Source organism: Deltaproteobacteria bacterium, from assembly GCA_016235345.1.
GTDB lineage: Bacteria > Desulfobacterota > Desulfobacteria > Desulfobacterales > Desulfatibacillaceae > JACRLG01.
In genome coordinates, this window is the sequence record JACRLG010000009.1 from 1 (window position 1) to 15,067 (window position 15,067).

A 15,067-nucleotide genomic window follows, 5' to 3' on the forward strand; every position below is an offset into this window, starting at 1 on the left:
CGGTACGTAGCTCGCCCAGCCCTTCTTCGCCAGCGTCTTGGTGATGGCCGCCGTCAGCGTGGTCTTACCGTGGTCGATGTGACCGATGGTACCGACGTTGACATGCGGTTTCTTGCGCTCAAACTTCTGCTTGGCCATGATCTTTCTCCCCTGCCCCGCCCCGATGGCGGTTTATCCTTGTCACCACCGGTAATGGGCAAAAGCCTTGTTGGCCTCGGCCATCTTGTGGGTGTCTTCCTTTTTCTTTATGGCTGCGCCGCGCATGTTGGCAGCATCCATTATTTCGCCCGCGAGCTTGGCGGACAATGACTTGTCCGGGCGCTTCAAGGCGAAATTGATGAGCCAGCGCATGGACAGAGCCACCCTGCGCCTGTTGCGTATTTCGGTGGGCACCTGGTACGTGGAGCCGCCAACCCTTCGGCTTTTGACCTCTATGATGGGCTTCACGTTCGCTATCGCCTTGTGAAAAACCGGCAGCGGCGATTCCTTGGTGCGTTCGCCGATGATGTCGAATGCGCGGTAAACCATGCGCTCGGCGATGCTTTTCTTTCCCTTGCGCATCACGGAATTGATGAGCCGGGCCACGAGGTCGTCCCCGTAACGGGCATCCGGCAAAACCTCCCGCTCCTGAATTTCGCGTCTCCTGGGCATATCCCTCTCCTTAAGACCTTATCACTTGGGCTTTTTGGCGCCGTACAGGGAACGCCCCTGCTTGCGGTTGGCCACGCCCATGGAATCCAGGGTTCCGCGGACAATGTGGTAACGAACGCCGGGGAGGTCCTTGACGCGCCCGCCCCTCACCAGGACAACCGAATGCTCCTGGAGGTTGTGCCCCACGCCGGGAATGTAAGCCGTAACTTCAACACCCGTGGTAAGCCTTACGCGGGCCACTTTCCTCAACGCCGAGTTGGGTTTCTTGGGCGTGGTGGTATAAACGCGCGTACAAACTCCCCGCTTCTGGGGAGAAGCCTTGAGGGCCGGAGTATTGGTCTTCTTGATGACCTTTTCACGCCCCATCCGCACAAGTTGGTTGATCGTCGGCATATATCTTCCTTTTTGATCCCAAAAAAATCCCCCGTCGTCCGGGGGGACTCAAAAAACAGATGTCTATATGATACGGGCCTGACTGTCAAGTTAATTTTATGACAGCATGCCCCAAAAACCGCACTGCGCAACAAGCGGCTCCCTCACTCCCTAACCCTTGCGGGCGACCGATGGAGCAACCGCATAAAAAACCGGCCAAACAAAGCTTTTGGCCGGACACAACCCGAACCAGCTTCCGATGAATCCGAAAAAGTTCCCCCAGGTTTCCAAAACCCCTTGAATGACAAAGGCCGTTTCTGAACCAGAAAAAAACAATTGGAACTGCTCTAAGTCAGCTTTTACGCAAACTGTCAAGCGGGAATTTTCGAAAAATCACCAAACCGCCCGGAAAAGCGGGAAAGTCCCCCTTCACCGGGCGGCTGTATGCATTTTAACATCATGAAAAAACAGGCAAAGCCTGTCAGGCGTCGCCCAGCATGGCAACAGCGCCCATGTCTGGAAGCTCCGGCAGGACCACGCCGGCCAGGGCCGCCGCCTCGCCTTCCACTTCCAGGCCAACGTTGACCCCGGCGTATTTCACGAGCCCGGTGCCAGCAGGGATTATCCGGCCCATGATGACGTTTTCCTTGAGGCCCCTGAGATGATCTATGGCTCCCGCTATGGAGGCCTCTGTGAGAACCTTGGTGGTCTCCTGGAAGGACGCAGCCGAGATGAAGCTTTCCGTGGAAAGGCTGGCCTTGGTGATTCCCAGGATCAGGGAGTCGCCGGTTGCTGGCTTGCCGCCCTTTGCCACGATATCGCGGTTCACCTGCTCGAAGCGCGCCCTCTCCACCTGTTCCTCGGGTATGAAGTTGGTGTCGCCCACCGAAGTGATCTTTAGGCACCTCATCATCTGGCGCACGATGACCTCTATGTGCTTGTCGTTGATGCGCACGCCCTGGAGCCGGTAAACTTCCTGGACCTCGTTGACCAGATACCTCGCCAGTTCCACCTCGCCCTTGATGGAGAGGATGTCCTGGGGGTTGGCCGCGCCGCCCATGAGTGGATCGCCGCTTCGAACGTATTCGCCCTCGTAGACGTTCACGTGCCTGCCGCGCGGGATGAGGTATTCCCTCTTCTCGCCGGGGCCGGAGGGGGTCACCGTGACCTTCTGCTTGCCCTTGGTGCCCTTGGCCAGGGAGACGTAGCCGTCGATTTCCGACAGGATGGCCGCCTCCTTGGGCTTGCGAACCTCAAAGAGCTCGGCAACACGGGGAAGACCGCCCGTGATGTCCTTGATCTTGGTGGTTGCACGGGGCATCTTGGCGATGACGTCGCCGGCCTTGACCGTGGAGCCTTCCTCCACCAGGAGGATGGCGTTCACCGGCAGGAAGTACTGGGCAAGCCCGCTGCCCTTGGGAAGCGAAACGGTCTTGTTTTCCTCATTTTTGATGGAAATCCTGGGCCTTACCTCGGTATCCTTGTATTCGATTATCATGCGGGAGGAATTGCCCGTGATGGGGTCGATCCGCTCCTGCATGGTCTTGCCTTGGAGAATGTCGCCGAACTTCACGACGCCGTTGACTTCGGTGAGGATGGGCGTGGTGAAGGGGTCCCACTGGGCCAGAAGATCGCCTTCCATCACGGACTGCCCGTCTTTTACCAGGATGTGCGCTCCGTAGATGACCGGCCAGCGCTCCTTTACGCCGCCTTCCTCGCTTTCGATGAGGAACTCGCCGCCCTTGCGGTTCATGACCACGAACTCGCCCGCCGCGTTTGTGACGACGTTCAAGTCAACGTACTTCACCCGACCCCTTATGCGGGCGCGGATGTCGGCCTGCTCCGCGCGGCGGCTTGCGGTGCCGCCCACGTGGAAGGTACGCATGGTGAGCTGGGTTCCGGGCTCGCCGATGCTCTGGGCCGCGAGTATTCCGACGGCCTGGCCGATTTCCACCAGCTTGCCGTGGGAAAGGTCGCGTCCGTAGCACTTGGCGCACACGCCGTAACGGGTCTTGCAGGTCAAGACCGAACGCAGGCGCACCTTGGTGAGGCCGGTCTTTTCGATGCGCTCCGCTCCAGCCTCGTCGATCTCGTCCCCGGCGTTCACTATAACTTCACCGCTTACGGGGTTCTTTATGGTTTCGGCTGCGGTGCGGCCAAGGATGCGGTCGCCAAGGCGCTGGATGACCTCGCCGCCTTCCATGAGGGGCTCGACGTCCACCCCGGCCATGGTGCCGCAGTCGGTCTCGAAAACCACGCAGTCCTGGGACACGTCCACCAGCCGCCTTGTGAGGTAGCCGGAGTTGGCCGTTTTGAGCGCCGTATCCGCAAGGCCCTTGCGCGCGCCGTGGGTGGAGATGAAGTACTGGAGTACGGTGAGGCCTTCACGGAAGTTCGCCGTGATGGGGGTTTCGATGATTTCGCCCGATGGCTTGGCCATGAGGCCGCGCATACCGGCCAGCTGGCGCATCTGGTCCTTGGAACCGCGCGCGCCGGAATCGGCCATCATGTATATGGCGTTGAAGCTCTCGCCCATCACCACCTGGCCGTTTTCGTCATTCACGGGCGTTTTGGAGGCGTCAAGGAGAGGCGCGGCCTTCATGCCCTCCATCATGACCCGTGCCACGTTTTCAGTGGCCTTGCTCCAGGTGTCAACCACCTTGTTGTATTTTTCACCCTGGGTGATGAGGCCCTCTTCCCACTGGTTGGTGATGTCGTCAACTTCGCGCTGAGCGGAATCGAGGATTTCCTGCTTGCTCACCGGCACCTTCATGTCGTCGATGCAGATGGAAAGCCCGGCGCGGGTGGCGTAGCGGTAACCCATGTCCTTCAGGTGATCGGCCAGGATGACCGTGGTCTTGCTGCCCATGCTGCGGTAGATGACGTCCACCAGGTCCCTGAGGGACTGCTTGTTCATGACCCGGTTGACCACGTCGAAGGACGGCTCGAAGCGTTTTTCCACCAGCTTGAAAAAGTGATGGCGGCTCTTTTCCACCAGGGGCCCTATGATCCCGTCGGGCTCCGTTGCGATGATCCCGGCCACGGCCTCGCTTCCGAGACGGAAAACGTCTTCGATCTCGTCTTCCTTCAAAAGCCCGAAGTCGCCGCCGAACTGCTTGTCGCGGCCTTCGGAATGCTCTGCGATCAGGGCCGCGAAATCCGAGGCTTGGCCTTCCCTGATCTTCTGTTCCACCAGGGCTGCGGTTTCGGGGGTTTTCACCTCAAGATGAAGCAGCCGGACGAGGTTTCCCTTGGGAATCACGTCCCACAAAAGCACCCGGCCCACGGTGGTGCTTTCCCGTTTGCCTTCCATGCGCACGGTGACCTTGGCGTGAAGGTCCACCACGCCGGAATCATAGGCCACCCGGACCTCCCCCGGATTGGAGAAGGACATCCCCTCGCCCTTGGCGTAGGGCTCGTCGCGGGTCATGTAATAAAGGCCCAGCACGATGTCCTGGGTGGGCACGATTATGGGCGCGCCGTTGGCCGGGGACAGGATGTTGTTGGAGGAGAGCATGAGCGCCCTGGCCTCGATCTGGGCCTCCACGGAAAGGGGCACGTGAACGGCCATCTGATCGCCGTCGAAGTCTGCGTTGAAGGCGGTACAAACCAGGGGGTGAAGCTGGATGGCCTTGCCCTCCACAAGGGTGGGCTCGAAGGCCTGGATGCCCAGGCGATGCAGCGTGGGGGCGCGGTTCAAGAGAACCGGGTATTCGCGCACCACCTCATCCAGGGTGTCCCATACCTTGGGCTCCTCGCGCTCCACCATCTTCTTGGCGCTTTTGACCGTGGAGACCAGTTCCTTCATTTCCAGCTTGTGATAGACAAAGGGCTTGAAAAGCTCCAGGGCCATCTTCTTGGGAAGGCCGCACTGGTGAAGCCTGAGGTTCGGGCCTATGGTGATGACGGTACGGCCCGAATAATCCACGCGCTTTCCAAGAAGGTTCTGGCGGAACCGGCCCTGCTTGCCCTTCAAGGTGTCCGAAAGGGACTTTAGGGGCCGCTTGTTGGTGCCCGTTACCACCTTGCCCTGGCGACCGTTGTCGAAAAGAACGTCCACGGCCTCCTGGAGCATCCGCTTTTCGTTCCTTACGATTATGTCCGGGGCCTTCAGCTCCATCAGGCGCAGAAGGCGGTTGTTGCGGTTTATCACCCTGCGGTAGAGGTCGTTCAAATCGCTGGTGGCGAAACGTCCGCCCTCAAGGGGAACCAGGGGCCTAAGATCGGGGGGAAGGACCGGGATCACGCTCATTATCATGCACGAGGGCACGATCTGGCTTCCACGGAAGGCGTCCACCACCTTGAGGCGCTTGGCGAGCTTCTTGCGCTTGGCGTCTGAGGATGTGGAAAAAATCTCTTCCCGAAGCTCGTGGTAGAGCTTTTCGATCTCAAGCTGATCCAGAAGCACCCGCACGGCCTCGGCTCCCATTCCGGCCACGAAGCTGCCGGGGCCGTGTTCCTTCACGGCCTCCCGGTACTTGTCGTCGGTGAGGAGCGTGCCCTGGGGCATCCCGGTGTTCTTGGGATCGAGAACGATATAGGAGTCGAAATAAAGAACCTTCTCGATGTTCTTCAACGTGAGATCGAGAACGTTCCCCAGCTTCGAGGGCAGGCTCTTCAAAAACCAGATATGGGAGACCGGCGAGGCCAGTTCTATGTGCCCCATGCGCTCGCGCCGGACCTTGGACTGGATTACCTCGACGCCGCATTTTTCGCAGATTACGCCACGGTGCTTCATGCGCTTGTACTTGCCGCAGTTGCACTCGTAATCCTTGGTGGGGCCGAAAATCTTGGCGCAGAAAAGGCCCTCGCGTTCCGGCTTGAAGGTGCGGTAATTTATGGTTTCAGGCTTCTTTATTTCTCCGTGTGACCACTGCCGGATTCGTTCCGGCGACGCGAGGCTTATGGAAACCGCGTAAAACTTGCGCGGATCCGTGGGCTTGGTGAAAAAATCGTAGATGCTTTCCACTTTAAAGCTCCTCGCTTTCGGAGGTTGGGGCCTGTCACAGAATAAACATGTAACACATTGGTTGACGATCCGCCCGGCAAACAAGGCGGCTGGCCTGGAAAAAGCTGCAACCGGATGTGATGGTTATTTCGTGACGCCCTTACTTCTTTTTCTGCGAACCGGCTTCTTCCAGGCTCATCTCAAGCCCCAGGCTCTGGAGCTCTTTTATGAGCACGTTGAAGGATTCCGGCATTCCCGGCTCCAAGACGTTCTGGCCCTTCACTATCTTCTCGTACATCCTGGTGCGCCCCACCATGTCGTCGCTCTTGACGGTGAGGAATTCCTGCAGGGCGTATGCCGCGCCGTAGGCCTCCATTGCCCAGACTTCCATTTCACCCAGCCGCTGGCCGCCGAACTGGGCCTTGCCGCCAAGGGGCTGCTGGGTGACCAGCGAGTAAGGCCCGATGGAGCGCGCGTGAATCTTGTCATCAACAAGGTGATGAAGTTTCAGCATATACATGGCGCCGACGGTTATGGGACCCTTGAACTCCTCGCCCGTGCGCCCGTCACGCAGCTTGGCCTGGCCGCTGACCCACACCCCGGCCTCTTCCAGAAGCTTCTTGATCTCGTCTTCCTTGGCCCCGTCAAAGACCGGAGTGGCCATGTGCACGCCGTTCCTGTAACGGCCCGCGAACTCCACCAGCCCGCCCTCGGAAAGTTTCTCCACCTCTCCGGCGGCCTCGGAAAAGACCCTCTTGAGTTTTTCCTTCAACTCGTCCAGGCGCTTTTCCCTGAGCATCTCGTCAATCTGGTTACCGAGGCTCTTGGCCGCGCGGCCCAGGTGAATCTCCAGAATCTGGCCCACGTTCATACGGGAGGGAACGCCCAGGGGGTTCAAGACCATGTCCACCGGGGTGCCGTCCTCGAAGTACGGAAGGTCCTCGGTGGGAAGGATGCAGGAAACCACGCCCTTGTTGCCGTGGCGGCCCGCCATCTTGTCGCCAACCGAAAGCCTGCGCTTCATGGCCACGTAAATTTTGACCATCTTTATTACGCCGGGGGGCAGGTCGTCGCCCTTCTGGTACCGGTTGACGTGTTCATCGAAGGTATTGTGGACCAGCTCCCGCCTATCGCGGTAGCGGTCCAGGACGTCCTGCACCTTCTCGCTGACCGCCTCGTCCTTCACCACGAGCCCCTCCAGAAGGGCCAATGGGACCTCTGCGATCATCTCGTCGGTGATCTTTGCGTCCTTATTTATATAGGTGACCTTGTTCTTCTTGACCGAGGTGACCGGGATCGCGCCCTTCAGCATCCGGGTGAGCTGGCGTCTTACGGTGTCCTCGATTATGCGCAGCTCGTCGTCGCGGTCCTTTTCGAGGGCCAGGATTTCCTCGTCCTCGATGGTCCTGGTGCGGTCGTCCTTTTCGACGCCGCGCCTTGCAAAGACCTTGGCGTCAACCACCACGCCCTCGACTCCGGGCGGAACCCGAAGCGAGGTGTCCTTCACGTCCCCGGCCTTTTCGCCGAAGATGGCCCGAAGGAGCTTTTCTTCCGGGGAAAGCTGGGTCTCGCCCTTTGGGGTGATTTTGCCCACCAGGATGTCGCCGGGCCTCACTTCCGCCCCAAGGCGCACGATGCCTGAATCATCCAGATTTTTTAAGGCCTCCTCGCCCACGTTGGGAATATCGCGGGTGATTTCCTCCTTGCCCAGCTTGGTGTCGCGGCTCACCAGCTCGAACTCCTCTATGTGAACCGAGGTGAACACGCCGTCGCGCACCATGCGTTCGGAAACAAGGATGGAATCCTCGAAGTTGTACCCGCCCCAGGGCATGAAAGCCACTGTGACGTTCTTTCCAAGGGCCAGTTCGCCCTTTTCCGTGGCCGGGCCGTCGGCGATTATGTCGCCCACCTTCACATGCTGGCCAAGCCTTACGATGGGCCTGTGGTTGAAGCAGGTGTTCTGGTTCGAGCGGGTGAACTTGGAGAGGGTGTAAATGGTCACCCTCTTGTCCAGGTTCTTTTCGGCCATCTCGTCGTCGTGCTGCAGGACGATGCGCGAAGCATCAACCGAGACCACGTGGCCGCTTCTCTTGGCCACTATGGTTACGCCCGAATCCCTGGCCACCACATGCTCCAGGCCCGTGCCGATGAGGGGGGCCTCGGTGGTGAGAAGGGGCACGGCCTGGCGCTGCATGTTGCTGCCCATGAGCGCGCGGTTGGCGTCATCGTTTTCCAGGAAGGGAATCATGGACGACGACACCGAAACCAGCTGGCTGGGGGAGATGTCCATGAGCGCCACGTCCTCCCGGCGCACCATGTTGTATTCGCCTTCCTTGCGGGCGGAAACCACGGGGCTCGCTATTGCTCCATCCGGCTTCAAGGGGATGTTGGCCTGGGCTATGGGCAGGTCCTTTTCCTCAAGCGCCGACAGGTAACGGATTTCCTGGAGGGCTTTTCCGTCCTTCACCACCCGGTAGGGGGTCTCAATGAACCCGAAATGGTTCACCCTGGCATAGGTGGAAAGAGAGACGATGAGGCCGATGTTGGGGCCTTCAGGGGTCTCGATGGGACAGATGCGCCCGTAATGGGACGGATGAACGTCGCGCACCTCAAAGCCCGCTCGCTCGCGGGTGAGGCCGCCGGGGCCCAGGGCCGAAAGCCGCCTCTTGTGGGTGACCTCCGAGAGGGGGTTGGTCTGGTCCATGAACTGCGACAACTGGCTCGTGCCGAAGAACTCCTTAACCACAGCCGAAACCGGCTTGGGGTTGATGAGGTCGTTGGGCATCAAGGCGTCGATCTCCTGGAGGCTCATGCGCTCCTTGATGGCGCGCTCCATGCGCACGAGGCCTATTCGGTACTGGTTTTCCAGAAGCTCGCCCACGGCCCGCACCCGGCGGTTTCCCAGGTGATCGATGTCGTCCACCTTGCCCTGGGTGTCCTTTAAAAACACGAGGGTCTTGGCGGTGATGAGTATGTCCTCACGGCGGAGCGTGGTCACTTCCACCGGGGTGTTCAGGCCCAGCCTGAAATTGAGTTTAAGGCGGCCCACCTGGGAAAGGTCGTAGTGGCTGGCCTTGAAGAAAAGCTGGTCGATGAAATCCTGGGCCACTTCCACTGTGGAGGGGTTGGAGGGGCGAAGCCGCCGGTATATCTCCACCAGGGCTTCCTCGCGGGATTCCACCTTGTCCAGAATCAGGGTCTTGCGTATGGTTTCGCCCGCCGAGCCGGCACCCGAAGCCAGGATGGCGAATTCCTTCACATCGCTGTCCCGCAACGCGGCGATGACGTCTTCGGTGACCACCTCGTTGGCATTATAGAGAACCGCTCCGGATTCGGGATGCTTGACCACCCTGGCCAGAACCTTCTCCATGATGTCCTCTTCGGAGACCTGAATCCTGTCTATGGACAGGGCCTTCATCTGGGCAATGGCCTTCTGGGAGAACACGCGGCCCTTCTTCACGATGGGCTCGTCGGTTTCCGGGTGCTTCACCGTGTAGCTGGCCTTCTGGGCCTTCAAGGTTTCCGGGTCGAAAACCTTCCACAGGGCCTTTTTTCCCAGAACCACGGTCTCGGTCTTGTAGAAGTAGCTCAGGATGTCTTCCGTGGTGTAGCCGAAGGCCTTGAAAAGAAGAGTCGCCGCGAATTTCCTGCGCCTGTCGATGCGGATATAGAGGATGTCCTTGGGATCGACCTCCATGTCTATCCAGCTTCCGCGCACGGGTATGATGCGGGCGGTGTAGATGATGCGCCCCGCTGCGTGGCTCTTCCCCTTGTCGTGATCGAAGAAGACGCCGCTGGACCGATGAAGCTGGCTGACCACCACGCGCTCGGTGCCGTTGATGACGAAGGTGCCCTTGTCCGTCATTAAAGGAATCGTGCCGAAGTAGATTTCCTGCTCCTTGATGTCCCTTATGTTCTGGGTCTTCTGCTCCTTGTCCACGTCGAAAACCACCAGGCGAACGGTTATGCGCACCGGGACCTCGTAAGTCATGCCCCGGTGGACGCAGTCGTCCACGGTGTACTTGATCTCGCCGAACCGGTAGGACACGAACTCAAGGGAGGCTGTCCCGGAAAAATCACGGATAGGGAAGACCGAGTGAAAGACCGCCTGGAGCCCGATCATTTCGCGCTGTTCCGGCGGCGTGTCCATCTGCAGGTAACGCTGGTAGGATATCCGCTGCATTTCGATGAGATTGGGGATATCGACTATCCTTGATATCTTTCCGAAACTCTTGCGAATGCGTTTGCCCAAAAGCGTCGTGGAGGACATGGCTTACCCCGAAGTGTGCTTCGGCGAAAAAACCGCCGAAACGTAAGACGTTTCCGGAACCTGACAGGCGAAGGCTCTTCGCGTTTTCGCCAGGAAAAAAGCGAGCGTTCCATGCGCCCGGGTTCCGGTTCAGACAGCGGTGGAATCAATGCAATAATCGCCCCCCGTAGGTACACGCCCCCCCGAAGAAAGAAAACTTTCGGAAACGACCCTTAACCCCGGAAAACGATCCTGTATGCGACTGATCCTGTTAACAGCCCGTTGAAAAAGGCTGAACGTGAAGCCTGGCTATCAATTTCGATATCCGCGAAAAAATGCATGGCGCATGAAAAGCCAAGAGTCACGCGTACTTAATGTGCGTGGCGGAATTGGCTTTGAAGTGCAACGACGCAGTTCGCGTTTTCAGACAGGCTGTTGAACGAAAAAACAGGCAACGGGAAGCGAGGCCGAGTGGCTCCGCTTCCCGTTGCCTGAAAAACGGACTATTTGATCTCTATCGTTGCTCCGGCCTCAACCAGCTGGGCCTTGACCTTCTCGGCCTCTTCCTTGGAGATGCCTTCCTTCACCGGCTTGGGCGCTTCCTCAACCAGGGCCTTGGCTTCTTTCAGGCCAAGACCGGTGAGGGCGCGCACTTCCTTGATCACGTTGATCTTCTTGTCGCCACAACCGGTCAGGATCACGTCGAACTCGGTCTTTTCCTCAACCGGAGCGGCGGTGGCGGCAGCGGCGGGGCCGGCCATCATGGCCACGGGAGCGGCGGCGGAAACGCCCCACTTTTCCTCAAGGTCCTTCACGAGTTCGGAGATTTCGAGAACGGTGAGACCGGAAAGGTACGCAATGACTTCTTCTTTGGTTACTGCCATGGGAATCCTCCTAGCTTATCATGTTAAGGGGCGACAAAAACGCCGCCTCCTTCAATCCTTTGGGGGGAAACGGCCTCGTCAGGCGGCTTCCTGTTCCATTTTTTCCTTGGCGGCGTTCAAAACGTTCAGCATGCTCTGGGGAACCGCTGCCAAAAGCCTCACGAACTTTTCCGGAACCGCGTTCAGCACTCCCAGGAACTGGGCCTGCATGACCGGCAGAGGCGGCATTTCGGAGAGGGCCTTCACGCCTTCGGCGGTCATGGGCTTCCCGGAAAGCATGGCTCCCTTGATGGTGAACACCTTTTCGTTCTGGGCCGCAAAGGTGGCCAGAGCCTTGGCGGCGGCGACCGGGTCGGCGTAGCACAGGGCTACGGCGCAGGGTCCCTTGAAATGCTCCGACATGGCGATGACGCCGGTTCCAGCGGATGCGCGCAGCAAAAGGGTGTTCTTGACTACCTGATAGTCAACACCGGCTTCGCGCAGGCTGATCCGCAAGGTGTCCATGCGGGCGACGTCCATTCCGCGAAAATCCGTCACCGCCGCGAAAGTCGCGCGGGACGCTTTTTCGTGAAGGGCTTCAACGACCTTCTCTTTGTCTGATTTCTTCACAGTTTAAATTACACCTCCTCTCGTACTCCGTCGCACAGCGAGTGCGAAAGACCTACGTTTGCCGGGCCGCCAGGGCCTATAGAGGATCCCGAAAAACGATTTCCTGTCTCGGCAGGCGAACGCCCGAAAAAAAGAGCGCCCATTAAGCCCGTCAGCGCCTGCTGTCTTCGACGGAGATATTTGACGAACGGGTGGAATCCGCCGCTCCGCTTCGCTCCGTTCATTGAACCCGAAAGAGTCCGTTTTTTGAACCGGGGCTGGCGGGCCGGTAAATTTCCACCGCAAGATCGCCTTGTTAAAAGCCTCTTACTTCAAAACTTCCTTCACCGCGAGCGGATCGATCTTGACTCCGGGCCCCATGGTGCTGGAAACTGCGATGGTGCGAAGATAGGTGCCCTTGGCAGCGGAAGGCTTTAAGCGCATGATGGATTCGAAAAAGGCCGCCAGGTTTTCCACCAGCTTTTCCGGGCCGAACGAGACCTTCCCCAGGGGCGCGTGGACGATTCCGGCCTTGTCGACCCGAAAGTCGATCTTTCCGGCCTTGAGCTCGTTCACGGCGCGGGTGACGTCGGGCGTTACCGTGCCGGTCTTGGCGTTGGGCATGAGGCCGCGCGGGCCCAGAATCTTACCCATCTTGCCCACGAGTCCCATCATGTCCGGGGTGGCCACGGCCTTGTCGAATTCCAGCCAGCCGCCCTTGATCTTTTCCACGAGGTCTTCGGCGCCCACGAAGTCGGCCCCTGCCTCCAGGGCTTCCTTTTCCTTCTCGCCCTTGGCGAAAACCAGGACCCGTACGGTCTTTCCGGTTCCGTGGGGAAGAACGCAGGTTCCGCGAACCATCTGGTCCGCGTGGCGGGGGTCAACCCCCAGCCGCACCGCGACGTCCAGGCTTTCGTCGAACTTGGCGTGTGCTGCGGATACCGCAGCTTCTATGGCCGCCGGAACCTGATAACGCATCTCCCGGTCAACCTTTTGTTTTGCTTCGATGTGCTTCTTGCCTGTCTTTGCCATCTGTCCGCTCCCTGGTATCGCCGGTGTCAGACGATTTCAAGGCCCATGCTGCGGGCCGTTCCGGCGATGGTTTTCACCGCGCCTTCCAAATCCTTGGCGTTGAGATCCTCCATCTTCTGCTTGGCGATCTCGTTCACCTGAGCCGTGGTCACCTGCCCCTTCTTGATCTTCTTGGGGTCGGGGGAGCCCTTGTCCAGGCCGGCTGCCTTCATCAGAAGAATTGAGGCCGGAGGTGTCTTGGTGATGAAGGTGAAACTGCGGTCCTGGTAGACGGTGATCACGACCGGAATGATCATGCCCGGCTGGTCCGCCGTCTTGGCGTTGAACTGTTTGCAGAACTCCATGATGTTCACGCCATGCTGACCCAGAGCGGGACCGATGGGGGGGCTGGGATTGGCTTTGCCCGCCGACACTTGCAGTTTGACCTGCGCCATTATTTTCTTTGCCATGATTTCACTCGCTTATCCGAAATTACACCGTCTTGGCCTTAACGCCTGCGTAGCGTTGCCGGGCCGGGCGTCAAACCTTTATCACCTGGACAAATTCCAGTTCAACCGGGGTGGCCCGACCGAAAATGGAAACCAGGACCCGCACCTTGCCCTTTTCTGGGTTCACTGCGTCCACGGTTCCGTTGAAATTGGAGAAGGGGCCGTCAACCACGCGGATTTCGTCGCCCACATCAAATTGGTATTTGGGCTGGGGCTTCAACTTGCCAGCCTCGATCTGGTCCACTATCCGGGAGGCTTCCTCTTCGGAAAGGGGCGTGGGCCTGTCGTGTCCGCCCAAAAAGCCGGTCACCTTGGCGGTATCGTTGACCAGGTGCCAGGTTTCGTCGTCCAGGTCCATCTGTACGAGGATGTAGCCGGGGTAGAATTTGCGCTGGGAGGTCCGGCGTTTTCCCTTCACCATCTCAATGACCTGTTCGGTGGGCACCAGTACCTGCCCGAACTTGTCCTTGTGACGGGAAGATGCCACCCGTTCCTCCAGGGCCATCTTCACCTTGGACTCAAACCCTGAATAAACGTGGACAACATACCATTCCAAAGCCAACCCTAGCTCCCTTCACTTTTGGGGCGCAAAAACGGCGGCGAGGGAAAATGCTCCCCGCGCCGAATTGTTCAGCGCCCTCCTCCCAAGACCATTCGCACGAGGTACGCAAGCCCGCTGTCCGTCATTCCCAGAAACGAGGCTATGACAAGGACAAAAATTATCATGACTATGGTGGAACCTGTGGCTTGCTTCCGCGACGGCCAGGTCACCTTTTTCAGTTCCACCCTGACTTCGCGCAGAAACTGGATGGAGGCCGTGTAAAATTGCGGCGCCTTGAAAGAAGAGGCCTTGGGAACCTGAGACGCGGCCTTGCCGGCGAGCCTGGCCACGGCCTGACCCGCGCCGTCCTTGGCCCCTGCGCTCTGGCGTTCTTCGGCCTGGCCCGCAGTTCTCTCGCGGGTCTTTTTCTTCTGTTCCGGCGTTTTTTTTCTGAGGAGTTGTCCCATGCCTTTATCCAAACACCGAAAGCCCGGAAGCGAGTCTTTCGACTCTCACCGCTTCCGAGCCGTTATGTGTTGTTTGGCGGGCCAGGAGGGATTTGAACCCCCAGCCATCGGATTTGGAGTCCGCCGCTCTACCGTTAGAGCTACTGGCCCTAGCCATGAACCGGCAAAATGCCGGTAAGCCCTGCCTCTGTCCGCATTTGGCCCTTTTACCGGCTTTCGCGCCCTGCCCGAAAAAGGAGGCGCGCCCTGCCGGATATTTCAGGACCCCTTGCGGAGAAGCCCTATTTCGTTTCCCTGTGAACGGTATGACGACGGCAGAACCTGCAATACTTTTTGAACTCCAGGCGGTCCGGCGTGGTCCGCTTGTTCTTGTTCGTCTGGTAATTGCGCTGCTTGCATTCCATGCACGCCAGGGTAGCCTTGGTTCTCACGGCTTTCCTTCCCTTCGCCCCTGTGGGCGAATCCAACGTCTTGCGCCGCCTCTAAGATGCACCGACCGAGGCGTAACTTTGCGGCCTTCTTTGTCATCAAACAGCCGCCGGAAGCGGAGTCTCAAATGTTTTACAGCTGAGACTCCGCCCGGCGGTCAGACTGTTACGCTATGATCTCGGCAACCACGCCAGCGCCCACGGTGCGTCCGCCTTCGCGGACCGCGAACCGGAGTTCCTTCTCCATGGCGATGGGGGTGATCAGTTCGGCGGTGACAGAAACGTTGTCGCCGGGCATGACCATTTCAACGCCTTCGGGAAGGGTCACGATCCCGGTCACGTCCGTTGTGCGGAAGTAGAACTGGGGGCGGTAACCGTTGAAAAACGGGGTGTGACGCCCGCCTTCTTCCTTGGACAAA

13 protein-coding genes and 1 tRNA gene are annotated in these 15,067 nt (G+C 58.9%); all 14 read right to left on the reverse strand.

What is annotated here, in order from left to right; genetic code table 11:
- Nucleotides 1-138 (reverse strand): elongation factor Tu (tuf, locus tag HZB23_04750; protein MBI5843964.1); only part of this gene is annotated, 138 nt, incomplete at its 3' end.
- A 42-nt stretch (nucleotides 139-180) separates the two neighbouring features.
- The gene (rpsG, locus tag HZB23_04755; protein MBI5843965.1) at nucleotides 181-651 is read right to left on the reverse strand and encodes a 30S ribosomal protein S7; all 471 of its coding nucleotides are present in this window, start codon (nucleotides 649-651) and stop codon (nucleotides 181-183) included.
- 21 nt (nucleotides 652-672) lie between these two features.
- The gene (locus HZB23_04760; protein MBI5843966.1) at nucleotides 673-1,044 is read right to left on the reverse strand and encodes a 30S ribosomal protein S12; all 372 of its coding nucleotides are present in this window, start codon (nucleotides 1,042-1,044) and stop codon (nucleotides 673-675) included.
- Nucleotides 1,045-1,504: 460 nt separating this feature from the next.
- Nucleotides 1,505-5,992, reverse strand: a complete 4,488-nt coding sequence (gene rpoC, locus HZB23_04765) for a DNA-directed RNA polymerase subunit beta' (protein ID MBI5843967.1) — start codon at nucleotides 5,990-5,992, stop codon at nucleotides 1,505-1,507.
- Nucleotides 5,993-6,131: 139 nt separating this feature from the next.
- Nucleotides 6,132-10,241: a DNA-directed RNA polymerase subunit beta gene (gene rpoB, locus HZB23_04770; GenBank protein ID MBI5843968.1), complete on the reverse strand. Its 4,110-nt coding sequence runs from the start codon at nucleotides 10,239-10,241 to the stop codon at nucleotides 6,132-6,134.
- Nucleotides 10,242-10,723: 482 nt separating this feature from the next.
- The gene (gene rplL / locus HZB23_04775; GenBank protein MBI5843969.1) at nucleotides 10,724-11,104 is read right to left on the reverse strand and encodes a 50S ribosomal protein L7/L12; all 381 of its coding nucleotides are present in this window, start codon (nucleotides 11,102-11,104) and stop codon (nucleotides 10,724-10,726) included.
- A 78-nt stretch (nucleotides 11,105-11,182) separates the two neighbouring features.
- Nucleotides 11,183-11,713 (reverse strand): 50S ribosomal protein L10, encoded by a 531-nt coding sequence (locus HZB23_04780; GenBank protein ID MBI5843970.1) that lies wholly within the window; start codon nucleotides 11,711-11,713, stop codon nucleotides 11,183-11,185.
- 306 nt (nucleotides 11,714-12,019) lie between these two features.
- Nucleotides 12,020-12,724 (reverse strand): 50S ribosomal protein L1, encoded by a 705-nt coding sequence (locus HZB23_04785; GenBank protein MBI5843971.1) that lies wholly within the window; start codon nucleotides 12,722-12,724, stop codon nucleotides 12,020-12,022.
- 26 nt (nucleotides 12,725-12,750) lie between these two features.
- Complete coding sequence (gene rplK, locus HZB23_04790) at nucleotides 12,751-13,173, reverse strand: 50S ribosomal protein L11 (protein MBI5843972.1); 423 nt, start codon at nucleotides 13,171-13,173, stop codon at nucleotides 12,751-12,753.
- 70 nt (nucleotides 13,174-13,243) lie between these two features.
- Nucleotides 13,244-13,774 (reverse strand): transcription termination/antitermination protein NusG, encoded by a 531-nt coding sequence (gene nusG / locus HZB23_04795; GenBank protein MBI5843973.1) that lies wholly within the window; start codon nucleotides 13,772-13,774, stop codon nucleotides 13,244-13,246.
- Nucleotides 13,775-13,842: 68 nt separating this feature from the next.
- Nucleotides 13,843-14,220 carry a preprotein translocase subunit SecE gene (secE, locus tag HZB23_04800; protein MBI5843974.1) on the reverse strand — a complete coding sequence of 126 codons (378 nt, stop codon included), beginning with the start codon at nucleotides 14,218-14,220 and terminating at the stop codon, nucleotides 13,843-13,845.
- A 74-nt stretch (nucleotides 14,221-14,294) separates the two neighbouring features.
- Nucleotides 14,295-14,370 (reverse strand) — tRNA-Trp (locus HZB23_04805).
- Between the two features lie 131 nt (nucleotides 14,371-14,501).
- Nucleotides 14,502-14,651, reverse strand: a complete 150-nt coding sequence (gene rpmG / locus HZB23_04810) for a 50S ribosomal protein L33 (protein ID MBI5843975.1) — start codon at nucleotides 14,649-14,651, stop codon at nucleotides 14,502-14,504.
- Between the two features lie 163 nt (nucleotides 14,652-14,814).
- Nucleotides 14,815-15,067 (reverse strand): elongation factor Tu (tuf, locus tag HZB23_04815; GenBank protein MBI5843976.1); only part of this gene is annotated, 253 nt, incomplete at its 5' end.